The sequence below is a fragment of the Maribacter luteocoastalis genome (assembly GCF_048890225.1).
In the GTDB taxonomy this organism is placed as follows: domain Bacteria; phylum Bacteroidota; class Bacteroidia; order Flavobacteriales; family Flavobacteriaceae; genus Maribacter; species Maribacter luteocoastalis.
Genome location: NZ_JBMFZG010000010.1, coordinates 74,124 through 95,804 on the forward strand (window position 1 = coordinate 74,124; position 21,681 = coordinate 95,804).

12 protein-coding genes are annotated in these 21,681 nt (G+C 38.0%); 3 read left to right on the forward strand and 9 right to left on the reverse strand.

Annotation, left to right across the window (positions count from 1 at the left end; all coding sequences use genetic code 11):
* Nucleotides 1-27: 27 nt before the first annotated feature.
* The 7 genes from ACOCEA_RS16305 to nagB form a co-directional block, all read right to left on the reverse strand.
* Nucleotides 28-1,722 (reverse strand): sodium:solute symporter family protein, encoded by a 1,695-nt coding sequence (locus ACOCEA_RS16305; RefSeq protein WP_420757335.1) that lies wholly within the window; start codon nucleotides 1,720-1,722, stop codon nucleotides 28-30.
* A gap of 40 nt (nucleotides 1,723-1,762) precedes the next feature.
* On the reverse strand, nucleotides 1,763-2,023 hold the full coding sequence (locus ACOCEA_RS16310) for a DUF4212 domain-containing protein (RefSeq protein ID WP_420757336.1): 261 nt from the start codon (nucleotides 2,021-2,023) through the stop codon (nucleotides 1,763-1,765).
* A gap of 44 nt (nucleotides 2,024-2,067) precedes the next feature.
* Nucleotides 2,068-3,144 carry an anhydro-N-acetylmuramic acid kinase gene (locus ACOCEA_RS16315; protein WP_420757337.1) on the reverse strand — a complete coding sequence of 359 codons (1,077 nt, stop codon included), beginning with the start codon at nucleotides 3,142-3,144 and terminating at the stop codon, nucleotides 2,068-2,070.
* Between the two features lie 36 nt (nucleotides 3,145-3,180).
* Nucleotides 3,181-4,749: a glycoside hydrolase family 3 protein gene (locus ACOCEA_RS16320; protein WP_420757338.1), complete on the reverse strand. Its 1,569-nt coding sequence runs from the start codon at nucleotides 4,747-4,749 to the stop codon at nucleotides 3,181-3,183.
* Nucleotides 4,742-6,016 carry an MFS transporter gene (locus tag ACOCEA_RS16325; RefSeq protein WP_420757339.1) on the reverse strand — a complete coding sequence of 425 codons (1,275 nt, stop codon included), beginning with the start codon at nucleotides 6,014-6,016 and terminating at the stop codon, nucleotides 4,742-4,744. Before ACOCEA_RS16325 ends, ACOCEA_RS16320 begins: the two co-directional genes overlap by 8 nt.
* Complete coding sequence (locus ACOCEA_RS16330) at nucleotides 6,000-7,541, reverse strand: glycoside hydrolase family 10-like protein (protein ID WP_420757340.1); 1,542 nt, start codon at nucleotides 7,539-7,541, stop codon at nucleotides 6,000-6,002. Before ACOCEA_RS16330 ends, ACOCEA_RS16325 begins: the two co-directional genes overlap by 17 nt.
* Nucleotides 7,542-7,685: 144 nt before the next feature.
* On the reverse strand, nucleotides 7,686-9,611 hold the full coding sequence (gene nagB, locus ACOCEA_RS16335) for a glucosamine-6-phosphate deaminase (RefSeq protein ID WP_420757341.1): 1,926 nt from the start codon (nucleotides 9,609-9,611) through the stop codon (nucleotides 7,686-7,688).
* A gap of 198 nt (nucleotides 9,612-9,809) precedes the next feature.
* Here nagB and ACOCEA_RS16340 point away from each other — a divergent pair, with 198 nt between their 5' ends.
* Both ACOCEA_RS16340 and murQ read left to right on the forward strand, forming a co-directional pair.
* Nucleotides 9,810-10,559 carry a DeoR/GlpR family DNA-binding transcription regulator gene (locus ACOCEA_RS16340; protein ID WP_420757342.1) on the forward strand — a complete coding sequence of 250 codons (750 nt, stop codon included), beginning with the start codon at nucleotides 9,810-9,812 and terminating at the stop codon, nucleotides 10,557-10,559.
* Nucleotides 10,560-10,564: 5 nt separating this feature from the next.
* Nucleotides 10,565-11,377 (forward strand): N-acetylmuramic acid 6-phosphate etherase, encoded by an 813-nt coding sequence (gene murQ, locus ACOCEA_RS16345; RefSeq protein WP_420757343.1) that lies wholly within the window; start codon nucleotides 10,565-10,567, stop codon nucleotides 11,375-11,377.
* A gap of 11 nt (nucleotides 11,378-11,388) precedes the next feature.
* Here the strand turns inward: murQ and ACOCEA_RS16350 are convergent, their stop codons facing one another.
* Nucleotides 11,389-11,766: a c-type cytochrome gene (locus tag ACOCEA_RS16350; protein WP_420757344.1), complete on the reverse strand. Its 378-nt coding sequence runs from the start codon at nucleotides 11,764-11,766 to the stop codon at nucleotides 11,389-11,391.
* Nucleotides 11,767-11,799: 33 nt separating this feature from the next.
* Entirely contained in the window at nucleotides 11,800-12,921 is a 1,122-nt protein-coding gene (locus ACOCEA_RS16355; protein WP_420757345.1) for a PQQ-dependent sugar dehydrogenase, read from the reverse strand.
* 139 nt (nucleotides 12,922-13,060) lie between these two features.
* On the opposite strand from ACOCEA_RS16355, the gene ACOCEA_RS16360 reads away from it, so the two are divergent.
* Nucleotides 13,061-21,646, forward strand: coding sequence for a T9SS type B sorting domain-containing protein (locus ACOCEA_RS16360; protein ID WP_420757346.1), 8,586 nt, complete (start codon nucleotides 13,061-13,063; stop codon nucleotides 21,644-21,646).
* The last annotated feature ends 35 nt before the right edge of the window (nucleotides 21,647-21,681 follow it).

Genomic DNA, 21,681 nt, shown 5'->3' on the forward strand with positions numbered 1-21,681 from the left:
TTATTAACTTTAAAAATACTAAAATTATTAATGAGCAGAAGCTTCTCCAGCACCACTAGGGATTCGGATATCTTCCACTATTTCTTGAACGTTTTGTGGTGGTGGTGGGGTAAATTGTAAAATGATAATGGCTAATATGAAATTGGCCAGCATAGCTATACTGCCGAAACCTTCTGGCGAAATACCAAACCACCAATCTGATTGGGTACCTCCCCCAAACCAGCCAAACTTAAATTTGGTCATGTAAAATAGCATTAATAGAATACCGACCACCATTCCGGCGATGGCACCTTCCTTGTTCATTTTTTTATAGAAAATCCCTAAAACGATAGCGGGGAAAAAGGAAGCTGCCGCCAAGCCAAATGCCAAGGCTACTACTGCAGCCACAAAACCCGGCGGGTTAATACCAAAATATCCTGCAATAATGACAGCGATAGTTGCCGCTATTCTAGCTGCCCATAACTCTCCTTTTTCAGAGATAGTAGGTTTGAAAACCTTTTTAATTAAATCATGCGAGACCGATGCGGAAATTACCAACAATAATCCTGCGGCAGTGGATAAGGCAGCAGCAAGACCACCGGCAGCTACCAAAGCTATTACCCAAGCGGGTAAATTTGCTATTTCAGGATTGGCTAGTACCATAATGTCCCTATCAACCGTTAGTTCGTTTTGCTTAATATCAGCTACATATTGAATTTTACCATCATTATTTTTATCCTCAAAAGTCAGTAGACCAGTGGTTTCCCAGTTTTTAAACCATTCTGGCATGGAATCATATTCTTGATTGCTTACGGTATTAATCATATTGGTTCTTGCAAACACCGATACTGCTGGTGCCGTGGTATATAAAATAGCAATTAGTAATAAAGCGAGTCCGGCAGACTTTCTTGCATCTTTCACTCTTTTAACGGTGAAAAAACGAACAATTACATGCGGTAATCCGGCGGTACCAACCATGAGCGCTAAGGTTATGGCAAAAATATCTGTAATTGATTTTGAGCCATTGGTATATTCATTAAATCCAAGTTCGATAGAAAGTCCATCCAGTTTATCCAATAGGTAAGTCCCAGTCCCGTCAGACAGGGTAGAACCCATCCCCAATTGAGGTATTGGATTACCGGTCATTTGAATGGATATAAAAATAGCGGGTACCATAAAGGCAAAAATGAGCACACAGTACTGCGCTACTTGAGTATAGGTGATTCCTTTCATACCTCCTAATACAGCATAGAACAAAACGATTATCATTCCTATGATTACACCTGTATTGATATCTACCTCTAAAAATCTTGAAAATACGACTCCTACACCCCGCATTTGTCCGGCAACATAGGTAAAGGAAACGATTAAGGCACAAATAACCGCTACAATACGTGCGGTTTTGGAATAATAGCGATCACCTATAAAATCAGGTACGGTAAACTTTCCAAATTTTCTCAGATAAGGTGCCAATAGTAAAGCCAATAATACATAACCGCCTGTCCATCCCATTAAATAAACGGAACCATCATAACCCGCAAAGGCGATGATGCCAGCCATAGAGATGAAAGATGCCGCAGACATCCAATCGGCTGCTGTGGCCATACCATTCGCCAGCGGAGAAACACCGCCGCCAGCTACATAAAATTCTTTTGTGGATCCTGCTCTAGACCAAATGGCAATGCCAATATAAAGGGCAAATGTTAATCCGACTAAAATATACGTCCAAGTTTGAACACTCATAATCTTAATAGTTGATAGGTGTGATTTTTATAGGAATGTTTTACTCATTGTATCCATATTTTTTGTCCAATTTGTTCATGAGACGAACATAGACAAATATGAGGATGACAAAGACATAAATTGAACCTTGTTGAGCAAACCAAAACCCCAATTTAAAACCACCAATTTTAATGGTATCCAAGGCTTCTTTAAATAAAATTCCTGCTCCGTAAGAAACTAGGAACCAAATGATCAATAAAATAAAAAGGTATTTCACATTCTCTTTCCAGTATGCGGATGCCTTGGATTGCTTGTCTGACATTTTAATCGGTTATTGGTTGAACATAGAAATTTAAGGAAAATAGTTTAATTGGGCAGATAAATTACGCCACTGGAAGAATCACGCTTTGCACCGGTTACCGATTTTAAAATGTTGATGTGTTGCTCTGATCGTAAAACACCCATAAATGCAAATACTAAGGCCTCTTTGAACTCTATTAGTTTTTTATTCGGAACTATCACTTCAATTTGTGAGCCTAACTTCTCCTTTAAAGTGTCTATTAAAAAGGTGTTCAAAGCACCACCACCGGTAATTAAAAGACTTTGTTTTGTACCGTTTGAATTCAATTTAATTTGTTGTGCTATTTTATCACAGATATGATGTATTGATGTATGAAGCAAATTTTCAATAGAATCTTCTGTTTCTTCTACTATAGGCACCACTTCCTCCAGAAACCACTCATAACCTATGGATTTTGGGTGGGGTAGGAGATAGTATTTTAAATCATTAAGTTTTTTTAGCATAGATGTATTTAAGCTACCATTTTTTGCCAAGCTTCCACCCTGATCATAGGGTAACTTTATTTTATGGGTAATGTAGTTCAAAATCATATTGGCAAGTCCAATATCATATGCGATTCTTTTATCCTTTACTTCAAAAGAGATATTACTGATTCCACCAAGATTTAGGCAAAAATCATATGTGCCAAAAAGCAACTTGTCGCCAATGGGAACTAATGGGGCTCCTTGTCCGCCTAGTGCTACATCGTTAGTTCTAAAGTCACAAATAACTTTATGACATGATGAATTTGCAAGATGTTGTCCAGAACCAATTTGATATGTAAATCCAAGTTCCGGTCTGTGATGAGTAGTATGGCCATGGCTTGCAATATAATCTACTTCCAAATTATTATCATTAATAAAATCTAAAGCTTTTTCCCCTAACCAAGTTCCGTACATATTATGTAATTGAAGTAACCCTTCAGCAGATAAATGTATGGCATCTCTTAACTTATCCTGCATTTCAGGCACATACGAAATACTTTTCGAGTCTTTAATTTCAAAATGCCAAATAGTATCTTTTTGCCAAAAATGACAATAAGCCAAATCAAGTCCGTCTAGCGATGTGCCGGACATAAGCCCGATTATCTTATACGTTTTCATATGATATCTAAGTATTCTTATTTTAACATACTAACTTTAAAATATAGATATTGGTAGTTTCCCTATAGCCTTTAACTCTCCTTGAAAATGTAATGTTGCCACATCTTGAAATTCTTTGAAATTTTGATATGCAATTATAGTGGCGGTAGTATTTTCTATTTTAATTTTTTGAAGGGCGTATGGATTACCAAAATGATAGAGCACTACCTTTTTACTACCTATGGTCTTGTTAATGAAATCTAGCTCTTCCTGTAAAAACCCAAAATTATGCGTGGGTTTTATTTGCGGAGGCGTTAGTAATATTAAAATATGATTTTCATCTTGAATTTCAGAACCCATTAGTTTTAACGTGTTTTTTATTTCTTTTTCAGATTGATCGGAACCATACCTTTTTAGGGTTAGGGTACAGTAATTCTCCTTCCTGAATTCAGAAATAGCTTCTGCCGAACCAGTATACATTGTCAATGAAAGTTCCGCTATTTTCTTATTAAGTTTTTTTGCATTTTCAAATGCAATTTCTTGGGAATCAAGTACTGCAATATTTTTAAAGGCTTTTTCTTTTAGCTTCCATACACGTTCAAAACTTTTTTCTATTTGTAAGGCTGTGGCATTTTTTTGTATGGCACAGATTCCTTCTTCTACATGTTCGGCAAAACAAAGGATATCATTTCCAGCATCAAATGCCAACCACTCCAATTCTCCGGGAATTGGGTAATCTTTGGAAACCGCGTGCATATTTAAGGCATCGGATATTACCACTCCATCAAAATCTAACTCCTTTCTAAGCGTTCCTTTAATGATCTCTTTGGAAATACTGGATGGAGTACGTTTGCCATTTGCCAAGGCTGGAACGGATAAATGACCCACCATGACGGAATCTACACCTTCATCAATCAACTTTTGAAAAGGATATAGTTCATTTTCTATCAGCTCTTTTTTGGATTTTGAAATAATAGGTATACCCAAATGTGAATCAGTTGCCGTATCTCCATGGCCTGGAAAATGTTTTATGCTTGTTAGTATTCCTTCACTCTGGGTACCTTTCACATAGGCTAATGCTTTTTCGGTTACCAAATCTTTATTTTCTCCAAATGAGCGGTAGCCAATAACAGGGTTATTAGGGTTGTTATTGATATCTACTACTGGTGATAAATTCCAATGGATACCGGCCCGCTTGCAGTCTATTGCTATGTTTTTTCCAACTTCATAAATGAGCTCATTGTTGTACGCAATTGCTCCTAAAGTAATGGCATATGGGTATTGTGGCGTGTTTTCAATACGCATTGCCAATCCCCATTCAGCATCAATAGCAATGAGTAGTGGATATTTTGCGGCACTTTGATAACGTAGAATTAATTTTTTAAGCGTAGCAAAACTATCCTTGTTGTAAACCACTTTTTTCTTGCCTTCAAAATTTGTGGCTGCACTTGCCCTTGAGTGAAAAAAACAGAGGCCTCCAATAGTATGGTTTTTAATTAAGTTTTCTAGCTGTACTATTTCTTCCTCAGTATCATTTATAAAAGCGGCAGGCATAAAAAGTTGACCTATTTTCTCAAAAAGGTTCAATTGGTTTTTAGCTTTATCTAAGCGGATTATATTATACATTGGTCTCAGTTGTTTTCTTTCCAAAATCTGGAGGGTAAGTTATAAAACGTAATAAGAAAATAGCCGGTAGCGCGGCAATTACAACCCAAATAAAGAATCCGTCATAACCTAACCATTCTTGTATAAATCCACTAACCATTCCAGGCAGCATCATTCCCAAGGCCATAAATCCTGTCGCAATGGCGTAGTGACTAGTTTTAAATTTGCCTTCTGCAACATAAATTAGGTACATTAGAAATGCAGCAAACCCAAATCCATATCCAAATTTCTCGAACATAACCGTTGTGATAACCGGAATAATGGCAGTAGTTTTGGTGATGGCCAATAGGGCGTATAGTAAATTGGGAACATTTAAGGATAAAACCATAGGGAACATCCATTTTTTGAGTCCGTCCCTAGAAATTAAAATACCGCCTAAAATACCACCGATAGAGAGCATTATGACACCTACCGTGCCGAAAATGGTCCCGACCTGTTCGGTTGAATATCCAAGGCCACCTGCCTCTGGACTATCCAACATAAAAGGTGCTGCCATTTTTACCAATTGTGATTCACCCAGTCTATAGGTTAAGATAAATGCTAGGGCAATACCAATATTTTTCTTTTTAAAGAAAGAAACAAAAACATCCATAAAACTTTGAGGTTTTTGCGGAAGTGGGGCACTGGTAGTCTCAAATTTTGGGGTAATTAGCATATTGGAAACTGTAAGCATCAGCATCAGCACTGCAGCACCAACCATAGTAATACTCCATGCCTTGGTATTGTCGCCATATTTGTTTTCCAAATATCCTGCAAGAATAACTATTAGTCCTTCGCCCGTAACCATTGCCAAACGATAAAAGGTACTTCGCATTCCTACAAAGAAAGACTGTTTCTTTTCTGTTAGTCCCAACATGTAATACCCATCTGATGCAATGTCATTTGTTGCAGATGCGAATGCAGCCATCCAAAAAAAAGCTAAAGTGGTTATAAAAAAATGGTTTGTAGGTATTGCCAGCCCAACTCCTAGCAGCGCCAAGGCAATAAGAAATTGCATGCCCAAGAACCATTTTCTTTTGGTACTTTTTAAGTCCACAAATGGGCTCCATAAAGGTTTTAATACCCAGGGTAAATAAAGCCAACTGGTATACAATCCAATTTCAGCATTGCTTACACCCAATTTTTTATACATGATTACAGAAACCATTACTACCAAAACATAAGGTAAACCCTGCGTAAAATATAGGATAGGCACCCAGCCCCAGGCGCCTTTATCTTTTTGAATCATTAAATACAATTTTATTTGTTTGAATAATAATTGGTTTTGTTTCTTGCCCGTAATGGTCTAAAAAACTAAGGGCAAAATACTTGCCAGCTACTATATCTTTTGGAATCTTAACTACATGTGATTCTTGTGATAAATAGATTTTCTTTTTAAGTTTTTTTAAAGGATAGTACGGTTTGTTTATTTTTCCGGAGGAATAAATCAAAGCATATTTTAACTGATCTGAACTCACAAAGTCAATAAGATAATGTTCGTTGTTTTGGGTTGATGCAGTGATTTGGGGAATTTTAATAGTAGTGTTATTGGGACCAGGTAGGCCGGGAGTAAACGCCGACCATCGATAGTATTTTTTTTGTAGGTACTTGACCACATCCGGATTTTTGTTCATTAATGATTTTGCACTGAAAAGGATATTACCAGAAACCTCTTCTAATTCACGGGCAAATTTAATTTGTTCAGGGAGTTCTTTTTTATTTTCCCAAGCCACATCGCCATTGTTTCTAACTTTATATGCGGCATTGCCAATATATAATTTGGTTGCATTGTTTTTTGTACTCCACCAATCCACAATTTTTCTATATGAGGCTACAGGTAGATCCATACTCCAATATACTTGAGGGGCCATATAATCTACCCATCCTTTATCCATCCAAAGTAACGGGTCTGCATATAAATCCTCATAAGTAGTTTGCCCAGCCCTAGTATCTGATCCTAACGGGTCTGTTGTATTGTTTTTCCAAACCCCAAACGGACTAATACCGAACTGTACCCATGGTTTACTATTTTTTATGGCTTGATTTGATTTCTTTATTAAGGAATCTACATTACTACGTCTCCAGGCGGCTAAATCTTGATTGGGTTTGCTGCAATTATAATAGGTAATACTATCCTTAAAAATCTCATCTTTTATGGTATATGGGTAGAAATAATCATCAAAATGAATAGCATCCACATTATAATTGCTCACTACTTCATCAATTACTGATACCAGTTTGTTTTGTACTTCTGGTAAACCTGGATTATAATAATATTTATTCCCATACTTAACCATCCATTCAGGATGTTGGTAATAATCATGGTTTGCGCTCAAAATTTCTGTTTTTAGGTCAAAAGTTGCCCTGTATGGATTTAACCAAGCATGGAATTCCATACCGCGGGAATGGGCTTCACTGATCATCCAATCCAAAACATCTTCGTCCCAAATTGCACTTTTGCCTTCAGTTCCGGTCAAAAATCTAGACCATGGGGCAAGTTCGGATGGATATAGAGCATCACCGGCGGCCCTTATTTGTACGATTACTGCATTATAATTCAGTTTCTCGTAAAAATCTAAAATAGAAAGGAAATCAGCTTTTTGTTTTTGTGGGTTGTCATTTCCATTTTTTGGCCAATCTATGTTCGCTACCGTAGCTATCCAAACGCCTCTAAATTCAGTTCTGGGTTTTGGTATTTTAGATGTAAGAACCCCGCAAGAATTTAGTAGAAGTAAGAAGAGGAATAAGAAAAATAAGAAAATGTATTTTGGCATACGAGCAAATAAAAAGCCTATTTCTGACTAAAAATAGGCCTTTTTATTATGGGATAAAATTTATTTAAATACGTATTGTGGAATCATGAAAATATAGTGTTGAAAATAGTATGCGTAGATTCAGACACCAACAATCCTTAATTCTTAAAATTTATGCCTAACAAAAGCTTCCATGGCTGCATAGGAAGCAAGCCCTAAAGCTTTATACTTATTTGCTGTGTCACGGTTTCTTTCTTCGGCACGCATCCAAAACTCCCTGGCATCATCCCCTTGGAACATAACACCATCTTTTTGTGATTGATGGCAGAATATGGCATTACGTTTTTTAAGTACCTGACTGGGGCTCATTGGTATGCACATCTGAATTTCGTTGATATTCCATTCATGCCATGCCCCTCTATATAGCCATAACCAACAATCATCTATAAAAGGTTCAGATTTTAATCTTGTTAGTGCTTCTAGAACGGCATCCAAACATACTTTGTGTGTGCCATGTGGGTCAGCCAAATCGCCTGCTGCAAATATTTGATGAGGTTCTATCTGCTTTATGATATCCGCCATGATACAAATATCATCTTCAGACAAGTTATTCTTTTTTATAGTCCCAGTTTCGTAGAACGGTAAATCTAAAAAGTGCACGTTCTTGTCTTTTAGCCCCATGTACCTTGTTGCCGCATAGGATTCCCCTCTTCTAATATTCCCTTTTAGCTTTCTTACATTAGGATCATCAACCCTACTTTCTCTTTTACTGATAATGGAATCAATTAAATTTTGAGCTAGTTCAGAAGGATTTATTTGCATGGCTATTTCCGCATATCTCCTGGCATCTATATCCGATACCGCAATATTTCCAGAAGTTTGATAGACCACGTGTACTTCATGTCCTTGTTCAACCAAACGATCAAATGTGCCGCCCATCGAAATTACGTCATCGTCTGGGTGTGGGCTAAAAATAATTACTCGTTTTTTAGGGGGATTTGCACGTTCAGGCCTATTTGTATCGTCTGCGTTGGGTTTGCCGCCCGGCCATCCGGTTATGGTACGTTGTAATTTATTGAACATCATAATGTTCAAATCATAGGAATCCTCAACAACTAAGAGGTCCGCCATACCATTGTCATTATAGTCTTTATCGGTTAAACTTAAAATGGTCTTATCTGTTTTCTCACACAACCAAATAATGGCTTTGCCCTTTAGTTCTTCTGTCCAATTACAAGTATCAACCAACCATGGTGTTTTGTTTTTAGTAAGTTCAGATCCAGCTCCTGTATCCAGTATAAACGTACAGTTGTCATGGTTTTGAAGATAGGTTGCCGGAACTTGTGATGAAATCTCACCTTCTATGGTTTTTTTAATGATATCCGCTTTGTTCTCGCCCCAACCCAATAGTACTATTCGCTTGGCTTTTCTTACCGTTGCGATTCCCATGGTTATCGCTTTTCTGGGCACATTGGCAATTCCTAAAAATGCTGGTGCGGCGTCTACCCGGGTAATATGGTCTAGCGTAATTACCCTAGTGCCGGAATTATAGTGGGAACCAGGTTCATTAAAACCTATATGTCCCGTTCTTCCAATTCCTAATAATTGAAAATCCAAACCACCAAAACCCTTTATTTTCTTCTCATAATTTAGGCAGTATGGTACGGTTTGGTCACTAGGTACAGTACCATCTGGAATATTTATATTTTCTTTAGGGATGTCTACATGATTGAACAAATGTTCGTGCATAAAGTGCCAATAACTTTGAATGTTATCACGCTCCATTGGCAGATATTCATCTAAATTGAAGGTAATGACATTGTAAAAACTTAAGCCTTCTTCTTTGTGCATACGTACCAATTCCTCGTAGACACGAATAGGGGAGGAGCCCGTTGCCAAACCAAGGACACAGTTCTTGTTTTGTGACTGTTTCTTAACGATTAAATCTCGAATTTCCTCAGCAACTTGTACAGAAGCCTCATTTGAATCTGAAAAGATGACATTGTGTATTTTTTCAAAACGCGTTTCCTCAAATTGGCCAATTGGCTTATGGCTAATATCTTTTTTAGTTTTTACGGCTATTGTTTTCATTCAATTACGTGGTTTGGGTATATTAAAATTCAAGCAAATATATGCAAAATATCATATATATGCTGTTTTTTGCCGTAATTATTGCAATAATTTGCTATTTATTAACATGATATATAGTTTCGTATATATTAAACGGTATAAAACAGCATGTTAATTATTTGATTATCTTTGAATGTTTTTAAGAAATGAGACCATAAAATGCTAAAGGAAGAAAGACAGCAAACGATTTTAAATGAGGTAGAGCTGCATAACAGAATTCTACTGACGGATATCGCTGAAACATTGGATGTTTCCATAGATACAGTTCGTAGAGATGTTAAAGAACTGGATTCTGAAAATAAATTGAGAAAGGTTCATGGTGGCGCTATTTCCCTTGGTTTTACCACTAATAGTGCAAGAAACACCAATATCTACGCATTAGACCAAAAAGTATTAATTGCCCAAAAAGCAATTAGCTTGTTAAAAGATGGCGCAGTCATTTTTGTTGATGGGGGTACCACTTGTATGGAATTGACAAGATTAATTCCAGATTCCTTAAAACTCACATGTTTTACCATTAGTTTGCCGGTGGCTATGGAACTGTCAATAAAACCGAATATAACGGTAATATTCATTGGAGGGCAAATTGCCAAAGAATCGCAAATCGCCATTGGGGCAAACGCCATTCATAATCTATCAGAGATCAAAGTGGATTTTAGTTTTATAGGGACTGGTTATGTTGATGCCGCATATGGACTTACAGAGTTTGATTGGGACATAGTACAACTTAAAAAAGCAGTCATAAAAGCAGCTAAAAAAACAGTATTGCTATCCATTTCAGAAAAACTTAATTCACAACATAGATATAAAACTTGCGATATTAGTGCAATAAATACTATGGTTACAGAGCTTGACCCTAATGATGCCATGTTGCAGGCCTTTAAAAATCACGAAATAAGAATATTATAAGATAGATGGATTATATAAAAATTACTGAAAGTCCTTCAAATCATAATGATTTGGAATTGATGGATACGACTACCATTTTACAAAAAATGAACGAGGAGGACCAAAAAACAGCAAATGCCGTGGCATTGGTGATTCCACAAATATCAACCCTTGTTGATGCCCTTGCAGAAAGGTTTCATAAGGGTGGGCGTCTTTTTTATATAGGCGCTGGTACTAGTGGTAGACTTGGTATTTTGGATGCCTCTGAAATACCGCCAACTTTTGGCATGCCCCATGAACGGGTAATTGGTCTTATTGCAGGTGGTGATCGTGCCATAAGAAAAGCGGTTGAGAATGCGGAAGATAAAACCGATCAAGCATGGAAAGATTTACTTGAACATAAAATTAATGATATGGATGTGGTAGTTGGTATTGCTGCATCTGGAACTACACCATATGTTATTGGTGGATTAAAAGCTGCACAAACGAACAATATTCTAACAGCTTGTATTACCAATAATCCTGGTGCCCCAATTACGGAAGTAGCTGATATTCCTATTGAAGTAAATGTAGGGCCAGAATTTGTTACCGGTAGTACTCGAATGAAAAGTGGGACTTCCCAAAAATTGGTGTTAAACATGATTTCTACGGCACTCATGATTAAAATAGGTAGGGTAAAGGGTAATAAAATGGTAAACATGCAATTAACTAACGATAAATTGGTAGACCGTGGAACACGTTACATTGTAGAGGGACTTGGTGTGGACTATGCGTATGCAGAGGAATTGCTTAAAAAGCATGGCTCAGTAAAAAAGGCTTTAGAAGCAGGTAAATTATAAATACGGAGGACTTATTTCGTTATTGCTGAAACCTCATCAACGGTTACCATACTGTCTTGTTTGTTTTCCCAAGAATTCATGATAAAATTTAAAACATCGGCAATTTCCTCATCATCTAGCCCCATTGGGGCCATGGCGCTATTATAAGTCATGTTATTTACTGTAATTTCACCTTGTAGTCCAAATTTAAGAGCCTTAATGCTAGCTTCTCTTTTTTCTAATAGATAATCTGAATTTGCCAATGGTGGAAAAGTAAATGGAACACCTTCTCCATTGTCCAAATGGCATGTAACACAGAAATCGGAATATATTTCCTTTCCCCTTTCCATGCTTTCTTTTAAAGAGGGTTCTTGATACGTAGCTGCTGCCAATAAAAGGACAACTAACATATATATTGGTATAAAAAACTTCAAGTTAATTATTTAGTTTTTAGGGACTAATTTATAAATGCCTTTTCCTTCTACAGCAACGTATATTAGTCCATCAGGACCTTGTTTCACACAACGTACACGACCTTCCCCATCAAGTAATTTCTCTCTTAAGGTTACTTTGGTGCCATCTAATTCCAATCGTTCTAAATATTGAAATGCCAAAGAACCAACCAAGAGGCTATTTTTCCAACCAGGATACACGTCAGAAGTAACAAATTCCATTCCGCTAGGTGCAATTGAAGGCACCCAGTAATGAATAGGTTGTTCCATGCCGGCCATTTCGGTTTTATCCGTTATAGGAGTGCCGCTATAGTTAATGCCATAGGTTATTACTGGCCAACCATAGTTAGCGCCTTTTTTTATAACATTTATTTCATCACCACCTCTAGGACCATGTTCATTATCCCATATTTCACCTGTATCTGGGTGTTTAACTAAGCCTTGGGGATTTCTATGGCCATAACTATAAATCGCTGTTTTAGCCCCACTTTGGTTCACAAATGGGTTATCCTTCGGAACTCGCCCATCATCATATAACCTATATATTTTACCACCATCACGGGTTATATCCTGTGGGTTAATATCCCTTTCTCCACGTTCACCAATTGAGAAATAAAGATAACCATCATTATCAAAAACAATTCTAGATCCAAAATGTTGGCCTTTGGTAGTATTTGGCGAGGCTTTATATAGTACTTGTTTGTCAACCAAGGCGTTATCTTTTAGCTTTGCCCTCATTATAGCGGTATGGCCTCCTTTTTCATTTCCATCAGGTGATGCATAGGACAAATATAACCATCCATTTTCTTCATATTTTGGATGAAGGGCTATATCCAATAATCCGCCTTGACCTCTTGCATAAATTTCCGGAATATTGGTGATTATCGTTTTTTTTCCTTCATAAAAATGAATTATTTCACCAGACTTTTCCGTAATCAACATACTGCCATCTGGTAGGAATGCAAAGCCCCATGGAATTTGTAGCTCATCGACAAACAACATAGCGGTAAAAGGACTGTTTTGAGGCGTAGAAACCTTGTTTTCTGGATTTTGTGCACAAGATGTACTGAGCATTACAACGAAAAAATACAGAAATATTACACTTTTATTCATACTCGAACGTTAGAAATATATTAAATAGGTATTGAAATTAGTTTTAAAGATAAAGAGAAAATATAAGTATAAATAATTACACCAAAGAATGATATAGCCCCCAAACCTATATTTTTCTTACCAAAACATAACTTAACCTATGCACCCAAGTAAGCTACGGTATACATTGTATACCTTGTTACTGATTTTAATATCGGTAGTTGGCTCCACAGCAATCGCAAACTCAAAAGTTAGCATGCTGTTCGAGGATGTTGTATCCGTTCTGGAAAAGGTTGTCAACCTAAACTCTTCAGAAAATAAATCCATAACTGCTACCGAAATTGTAGATTATGAAGTGGTAAGTTCATCGAAACTGTTTGCAGCTCCCATGTTCGCTACTGTGGTTGTAGGTGCGGATGACGAGGTGACTTGTAATGACAATGGCTTCACGGTTGCAAGATTTAACCTATGTGGTGATTCCGATGATAGAATTATAAGCCTTTCAGGTGGTCCCTACAGTTCAGTTTCTTGGCAACTTCTTGGGGGAAGCTGTACACCAAACATAAATGATAATTGTCCAAATACGACTTCAGCCTGTTATAGCCAAGTACATACTGGACAAACCTTTAATTTAGATGCAAGTACTGTGCCATCAACTACGGGTGCAGAATACCGAGTTGTTGTTGATGGTGCAAATTATTTTATCAAAGTAAAAAAGAGTACGATTACCCAAACCATAGTAAAAAAAGATTACATATGTGATGTTCCGGGAAGAATACAAGTTACCAACCTCTCCAGCGCTTATGAGTTCAGTATAGATAGCGGTAGTGGCTTTGGACCTTGGCAAGGTCCAATATTTTCTAACCTAACCCCTGGGACTTATAATGTAAAAGCTAGGTTAATGAATACTCCAAACACCTGTGAGTACCCATACGAACCAATAGAAATTGTAGAACGTAATCTGGATATTTCAGTAAATTTCACTGATATTTCTTGTTTCGGTGAAACTGGTACGATTACAGTTACGCCAACTCCTGGTTTGGGGCCTTATAAGTATACCTTATTGAATGCAAGCGGAGTGGCACAAGAGTTTACTGCATTTATACCTGATGAGACCTATACATTTTCTGCAGTTGGTAGTGGCACTTACATAGCTCAAGTAGAGACACAGCAATGTACGGGAGATCCCTTAAATGGTATTACCGCACCTAGACAAGACACAGACACCTTTGGTAACCCAATAACCATTGGTTCAGGTATTAATGCATTGGATGCTTCCACCGAGGTTAACAGTAGCTTTGGTTGTTCAACAATTTCCAATGTAGACATTACTGTAAATACTAGTGGGGGTTCAGCACCTTATAGTTTTACCGTTAATGGTGGTGCAACACAACCTTCTTATGGAAATATAGCAACAAATACCGGGACAACTACATTTTCTGTTTCTTCAGCAGGCACCTATGATTTTGTGATTACCGATGCCAATGGTTGTACCATTACCGCATCTTCTAACGTTGAAGAATTGTTACCTCCAGATATAACTGTAAACGGTATTGATGGTACATGTAGTAATGGTGGCGCCCAATTAGAATTTACCGTGGTTGATGCAAAAGGTTATAATTTGTCCTATAGGGTAAATTCTGGTGATCCATGGGTAACCACACCTCAAATATCCGTAGCGGCAGGAACGTACAATACTATAGAAGTAAGGTACCAACAAAGCGATTTTGAATGTACAATAACTTTGCCGCCCGTAACCGTAGCCAATGTAGGGGCAATTACTGGAAATGCAAATAAAATTTCTGATGTAACATGCGATGGCAGTGGTAGTACCAATGGGGGGCAAATAGATTTTGCGGGTCCATTTTCAGGTGGTTCTGGGAGTGGTTATGTTTTTAGTATCGATGGTGTGAATTTTACCTCAGTGACATCATATCCTAACTTATCTGCTGGCACATATACTCCTATTATAAGGGATGGTGGTGGATGTAGGTTAGTATTAACGCCAATTGAAATTTTAGATGTTGACCCACCAACCAATTTGGATTTTTCACAAAGTAATGTCAATTGTGCAGCAGGTACATCAGATGTTCAGTTAACACCTACAAGCAATGCGGCAATAGTAAACTATGCTATTATAAGCCCAGCATTTTTTGACAACGGTGGCAGTGATACATTTATAGGTTTAAGTACATCAACGTCTTATATATTTCAAATCACCGATGCCAATAACTGTACTTATACAGAAGGATTTAGCCCTGCGATTATAAGTTCAATTAGAGTTAGGGTAAAATCTGGTGGCGATTTAAGGGTGTGTAACGCCGCTACGGATGGTACCGGCACTTTTATTGTAGATGGTTTTGCAAATAATTATACCTATAATATTAATGGGGGACTATACACGGGTGGACCCCAGAACGGTAATGAAGTAAATTTACCATTATCTGGTACTGGAACCTATACGATTACGGTTACCGATGCGGACACCGGTTGTTCAGATACGACTTCGTTTGATATTGAAGAAGCTGCAGTTTTGGATATTAGTGGCAGTACGGTTACCCCAATGAGTTGTGCAAATGGTAATGTAGGTAGGGTACGAGCAGTTGCAACAGGTGGTTGGGGTGGTAATATGTACACCTTAACACCTCCTTCTGGACCCTCAATTGGTCCTAAATCGAATAGATCTTTTAATAACTTAACTATTGCAGGAACCTATACATTAGCTGTGCTGGATGCTGAAGGTTGTACGGATACGTTTACATTTGATTTAAACCCTATCGTTCCACCAACGGTAAGTTTGGATAATTCAGCATCAGACTTTTGTTATGAACCTAGTACAGGTGCCACGGCAGTAGTGACATCTACCGCAGGAACTGCAGCAATAGGAACACATCAATATAGAATTAATGGAGGACCCCCACAACCTACGGGTACATTTACCGGACTAACCCCTGGAAATTATACTATTGAAGTAATAGATGGTAGTGATTGTAGTGATTCTATTACTGTAACAATTGCCCAACAGTTACGTGTTTCTACAACTATTGTTACTGAGATTCCTTGTGGTGGTGCCCCAGGAACAATTCAAGTAAATGTATCAGGCGGCTATGCTTCAAGTACAGGTATGTACGAAGTAAGTTCTGATAATGGTATTAGTTTTGGCGTTCCAGTTCCTTATTCTTCAAGTACCTTCTTATATGATACTACTGTAGATGGAACGTATATTTTTAGAATTACCGACAATAATATAACTAACACTGGTTGTGAGGCAAGTTCAGCACCACTGATTTTAAATCCACCGGTAAATATAGCGTCAGCTACCGTAGTAACTAGGCCTGTAAGCTGTGGTGAGACCAGCAATGGTGTAGTCACCATCACGCCAGACGGTACAAGTGGCGTACCACCATATGAGGTGAATTTCAATAATACTGGATGGGGAACGCAAACAGTATTTTCTAACTTACCAGATGGTACGTATCCCTATTTGGTCCGAGATTCAAGAGGTTGTTTAACTGCACCCGATAACGCAATCGTTGGTACAGACACGACAACACCACCTGATGCCATTATTGCAGAAGAGCCTGCAACATGTATTGGCGGTGAGGTAAGTGGCGGTATTAATATTACCAATGTTAATTTTGGATCGCCTGATTTTGACTTTATCATTGAAGATAACACAGGTACAGAAATAGCCAGACAAGAGAACGTATCTATTTTTCCAGTACAAATTTTAGATCAAAATTTAATACCTGGCACCTATACGGTAATAACACTTGATGCAAATGGATGTAGGGATATTGATACTGTTACCATTACTCAATCTACATTAACCGTTGTTCCAGATGTTGTAGTTCCCGTTTGTTCTTTGACTGGTTTTAGTAATACTGTTGAGATTGTTGGAGGTTCAGGTCCGTTTTTAATACGTTTGGAAAATGACCCTATTGCACCGGTATCTCCAAATGCCGGACTACGTAGACACACATTTAATAATCTTGAGTATGGAGTTACATATACGGTTGAGGTAACCGACACGTTTGGTGATCCGGACCCTAACAATTGGTGTGTTTATTTGGTTGAAATTCCACCGGTAGACGGTCCAACTACCTTAGATGTTACGGCATCATCTACTCCTGATTTTTGTGATGTCAATAGAAATGGTGAAATAAACTATTCCATAACTGGATATACGGTTGGGGATGTCCTTGAAATAGAAATCGTTAATAATGATGATGGATCAAGGACAACCATTGGAACTGTAACAACCACTTCAGACCCGCATGTTGGTTCTTATTTGGAAATTGCAGGAGACTATCAGATTATAGTTTCTAATTTAACTGATAACTGTACTGCAGCTACTGGAGTAATAATTGATAGAAATTTACCGGCAATAGACATTCTTTCTGAAGTTCCCGCAAATTGTAACGCTTTTGGACAGTTAACTGTACAAGGTAGAGGTGGTGATGGTGGGCCTTACGAATTTGCAATTGTAAACAGTGGAGATCCAGAACCAGTTTATCCAACGGGCTATAGCGCTGAAACTACGTATGTTGCTCCTGCAGGTAACTATGATATTTATGTTCGGGATTTTAGCGGCTGTACTTCTTTTGATATAGCAACGGTTATACAATTAGATCCAGACCTGCCTGTTCCAGATTTTACGGTAGTTAATCAATGTGATCCTACATCCACAGCTTTTGATATTACGGTTACCGTGCCAAATACCATTAATACACCCAGATTTACTTTAGGGGGCGATGAGCAATTACCGACTGATGACGGTACAAATTGGACATATACATATACGGTGGGGAGTCCAGGTGACTATATAGTTGATGTAGTAGATGCGAACGGGTGTACAAGTCAAGGTACAGCAACCGTATATAATTTTTTATCTGCCACAGGAACCTTCAGTACGCCTTCTACTTGTAATGATGCAAATGGGGAAATAACCATAAACACTTTTGGCGGCAGTGGTGATTTTGATTTTGTATTGACTGGTATAGATTATAATGGAGGTTCCGTAGGTCCTGTTCCTCAAACCAATAATGCCATATTCACAGGTTTGGAACCTGGTAATTATGAAGTGCTTATTACCGATAGGGTTGTAAATGACGGCAGTGGTTTTTGCGAGTTTACCGTAACTGATATCAATCTAAATCAGGCCTCACAGCCAATAATTGTATCAGAAATTGCGAATGATATTAGTTGTCACGATGTAGATGATGGTACCATTGAAGTTGTGGTTGGTCCTGCTAATGCTTTGGTTCCATTCACTTCAGAAGATACGCCAATTACATATATCTTAAATAATCTGACTTTAACAACCGAACAAGATAGAAATAATACAGGAGCCTTCTCAGGTTTGCCCGCTGGTGATTATCAAGTACAGGTTGTGACGGCGAGGGGATGTGAAGTATTATCTGCGGTTCACACCATAGATAATCCAGCAGAATTTAATATCAGTGCTGTTGCTCCAGACTTTGCATGTGAACCTGGGGCCAATAGGTTTAGTTCTACGATTATATCGGTATCCATTATTGACCCTGGAACGATAGGGACAGGGTATCAATACAGTATTACAGGTTTTTCAAATTATCAATCTAGCGCTACCTTTGAAATTGTTGATAATGGTTCAGCCCAAAATATAACGGTTTACGCAATTGATGGTAACGGTTGTCAAGCGACATTTGATTTACCAACCATAAACCCTCCTACAGACGTGGTTCCATCAATCATAGAAATTGATCCGTTAAACTGTAGGGATTATGAGCGGGTAAGGATTCAAGTTATAGGTACAACAGACTTTACCGTGAATACTTTTTCCGGAACAGCAGTTCCTGCATATACCAATACTTCAGGAGATACTTTTGTAGACGTTTATTTACCAGCAGCAGGGGATTACTTTTTTGAAGTTACAGATAATATTGGTGGGTGTACCTATCCTATGCCAACACATACCGTTAATGAACCATTGGCCCCATCGGTTTTTATTTCAGAGGCAAAGCCTATTAGTTGTTATGGAACAAATGACGGGGCTCTATTCATTGAGATAACAGATTATGTTGGTCCTTATTCATATACCGTGTATATGGCAGATGACATTTCAAGGGCATCACCAATAACCACTGGTTCATTTGATACCGTTAATTTTCCGGATTTAAGCGGCGATGAAGCTAGAATTACCGGACTTCCTGGTGGTAACCTAATTGTTGAAGTTACTTCAGATAATGTACCCTATTGTACTAACGATAGCAATGTTGCTAATATTAGGACGCCTAATGGGCCTTTACAAGTTTCTGCCTTACCAGTAGGTAATGTTGGCTGTAATAATGATACTGGTGAAATAGAAGCCATTGGACAAGGAGGCTGGGATAGTTCACCCTATGAATATAGATTGTTAATGAGTACTGATGGGGGCCTAACTTACACCTCAGAAATTGTGTCATTCTCAACTAATAATGAATTTACTGGCTTACAGTTTGGATATTATCAAGTAGAAATACAAGATGTAGAACTTTGTACCACCACCTTTGAAATAGAACTAGAAGAGGTTCCTCAAATTAATGCAGGAATAAGACTACCACAAGGGTTGGACTGTCCTAATGGTAACAATGCCGTATTAGAAGCATATGATCCAAGTACTGGTGATGCAATAACAGCTTTGGCTGGTGCAGAAGGAGGTTTTCCTGGGGCCGGATATAATTATAGATTGTTATACTTGAACGGAAATGATAATACAGATGTCGTTTCCACTAGTGGACTTCAAAATTCACCTACTTTTATTGGTTCAAGTGGAGGTTTTATTAGTACAGGATGGTATGCTATTGAAGTATCTTCAAGTTTTGATTGCCTTTTTGTTACAGCACCTTATTTTGTGGATCCACCACCACCAATTCAACCATTATTGGTACAAACGAGGGTGCCAGGCTGTGGTGGGGATGGTGAAATGAGGTTGTCTATTGAAAATCCGGACCCACTTTATACCTATGAGTATTTAAGGGTGGAAAATGGAGTTACAATTGGTACGTATATTCCAATGGCTGGCACATCTGTTTTGATATCTGGTGTACAAGGCATAACCTTTCAGTTTGATGTTAGAAAGACTAGTGCTTTAAGTACTTGCTTAGAGGTGAGATCTAACGGTATTACGATGACCGATGCCACTGGAATTACTATTTTACCTAATCTACCCGATGATATTTCTTGTGCTTCAGAATTGGATGGTAGGATAGAGTCATTTGTAAATGGTGGTGTTGGTGATGATACGTTCTATTTATACAACGGTGATCCAGTAGATGCTTTTAACCCTGCCGCTACAGCTACTTTATTTAGGGGACCTCAAGATAATGGTACTTTTGAAGGTTTGCCTGAAGGTGCTGATTACTATATAGCTGTTACAAGTGGTGCAACGTGTATGGATATTGCTGGTCCTTTCGAAATTGTTAGACCAGAACCTATTGTTTTTGATGCTAATGCAACACCGGTTTCGTGTAATGGTGATGAAGATGGATCAATAACCGTTGAAGTAGTGTCAGGAGGTGTTGGTCTAATACAATTTGCTATTGCACCAAACTTCAATGAGTTCTTTAGTGATCCAGCAAATCCTGGGGTTTATGTTTTTGATGAATTGGCTGCCGGAACCTATGAGATACTTATTCAAGATGAAAACGGATGTTTTGAAAAAGATTTCTTAACGGTAACAGAACCAGATGTTGTGGAGGTCATTAATATACAGACTACACCAGAACTTTGTATTGGAGCTAATGACGGGACTGTAGTTTTTGATATAATTGGCGGAACACCTATAAATGACCCATTGGTATCCCCTACACCTTATTTTGAATATAAGGTTGAGATGATAGACCCTATAGACGAAACTGGTACAGGTGTATTTGCTCCTTATGATGGTCAGATTATTGAAAATCTTCAAGGAGGGGCATCCTATGCTATTTATGTTCAAGATGAAAATCTTTGTGGTACAGTTGAAATATTCACAATAGGTATAGGGGTGGACTTAAATGCAGAACCTATAGTGCAATATGGCTGTGAAGGTATTTTTCCCAATAGTACCGTTACGATTCAAATGCAGGAACAGAACTTATTACCTAATTTAATGTTCGCATTGGATCCCATTGACCCAACTGACCCAATTACGGCTATGGCAAGTGAGGTATTTACATGGGGAGATTTAAGCCCTGGGGAGCATACGGTATACATTTATCATGAAAATGGCTGTGCCACTTTTGTAGAGTTTTCGGTTGATGCTTATCAACCACTAACCCTGTCTGCTGTTAAAACCGGACCTAATGAATTAGAGGCTATGGCTGAAGGTGGTTTTGGAGGCTATGAATATTTTTTTAATGGTCAGTCTTATGGTAGTGAAACCGTGTTTACAACCAATCAAAGCGGAATGGTCAATATACATGTAGTAGATGCCAATGGTTGTATAGCGGAAGTAAGTTTACCTTTTGAGTTTACGGGCATGCTGGAAATACCTAATTTCTTTACTCCTGATGGAGATAACCTACACGATGTTTGGGCTATAAAAAATACTGAGTTCTTTTCAAATGTTGAGGTTAAAATCTATGATCGTTATGGTAGGGTAGTTGCTATATTGGATGAGGTAAGTGGATGGGATGGAACCTATGAAGGTAAGGAAGTACCATCTGGTGATTACTGGTATGAAGTAAATGCCTTGTCAGATAGAAAACTACGTTATATAGGTCACTTTACCTTATATCGTTAAACCTTATATTTTAAAATTTCACAAAAAGGGAGTCA

Coding starts and splice junctions, on each gene's coding strand:
- ACOCEA_RS16305 (WP_420757335.1), bottom strand. CDS start 1,722: ATGAGTGTTCAAACTTGGACGTATATTTTAGTCGGATTAACATTTGCC.
- ACOCEA_RS16310 (WP_420757336.1), bottom strand. CDS start 2,023: ATGTCAGACAAGCAATCCAAGGCATCCGCATACTGGAAAGAGAATGTG.
- ACOCEA_RS16315 (WP_420757337.1), bottom strand. CDS start 3,144: ATGAAAACGTATAAGATAATCGGGCTTATGTCCGGCACATCGCTAGAC.
- ACOCEA_RS16320 (WP_420757338.1), bottom strand. CDS start 4,749: ATGTATAATATAATCCGCTTAGATAAAGCTAAAAACCAATTGAACCTT.
- ACOCEA_RS16325 (WP_420757339.1), bottom strand. CDS start 6,016: ATGATTCAAAAAGATAAAGGCGCCTGGGGCTGGGTGCCTATCCTATAT.
- ACOCEA_RS16330 (WP_420757340.1), bottom strand. CDS start 7,541: ATGCCAAAATACATTTTCTTATTTTTCTTATTCCTCTTCTTACTTCTA.
- nagB (WP_420757341.1), bottom strand. CDS start 9,611: ATGAAAACAATAGCCGTAAAAACTAAAAAAGATATTAGCCATAAGCCA.
- ACOCEA_RS16340 (WP_420757342.1), top strand. CDS start 9,810: ATGCTAAAGGAAGAAAGACAGCAAACGATTTTAAATGAGGTAGAGCTG.
- murQ (WP_420757343.1), top strand. CDS start 10,565: ATGGATTATATAAAAATTACTGAAAGTCCTTCAAATCATAATGATTTG.
- ACOCEA_RS16350 (WP_420757344.1), bottom strand. CDS start 11,766: ATGTTAGTTGTCCTTTTATTGGCAGCAGCTACGTATCAAGAACCCTCT.
- ACOCEA_RS16355 (WP_420757345.1), bottom strand. CDS start 12,921: ATGAATAAAAGTGTAATATTTCTGTATTTTTTCGTTGTAATGCTCAGT.
- ACOCEA_RS16360 (WP_420757346.1), top strand. CDS start 13,061: ATGCACCCAAGTAAGCTACGGTATACATTGTATACCTTGTTACTGATT.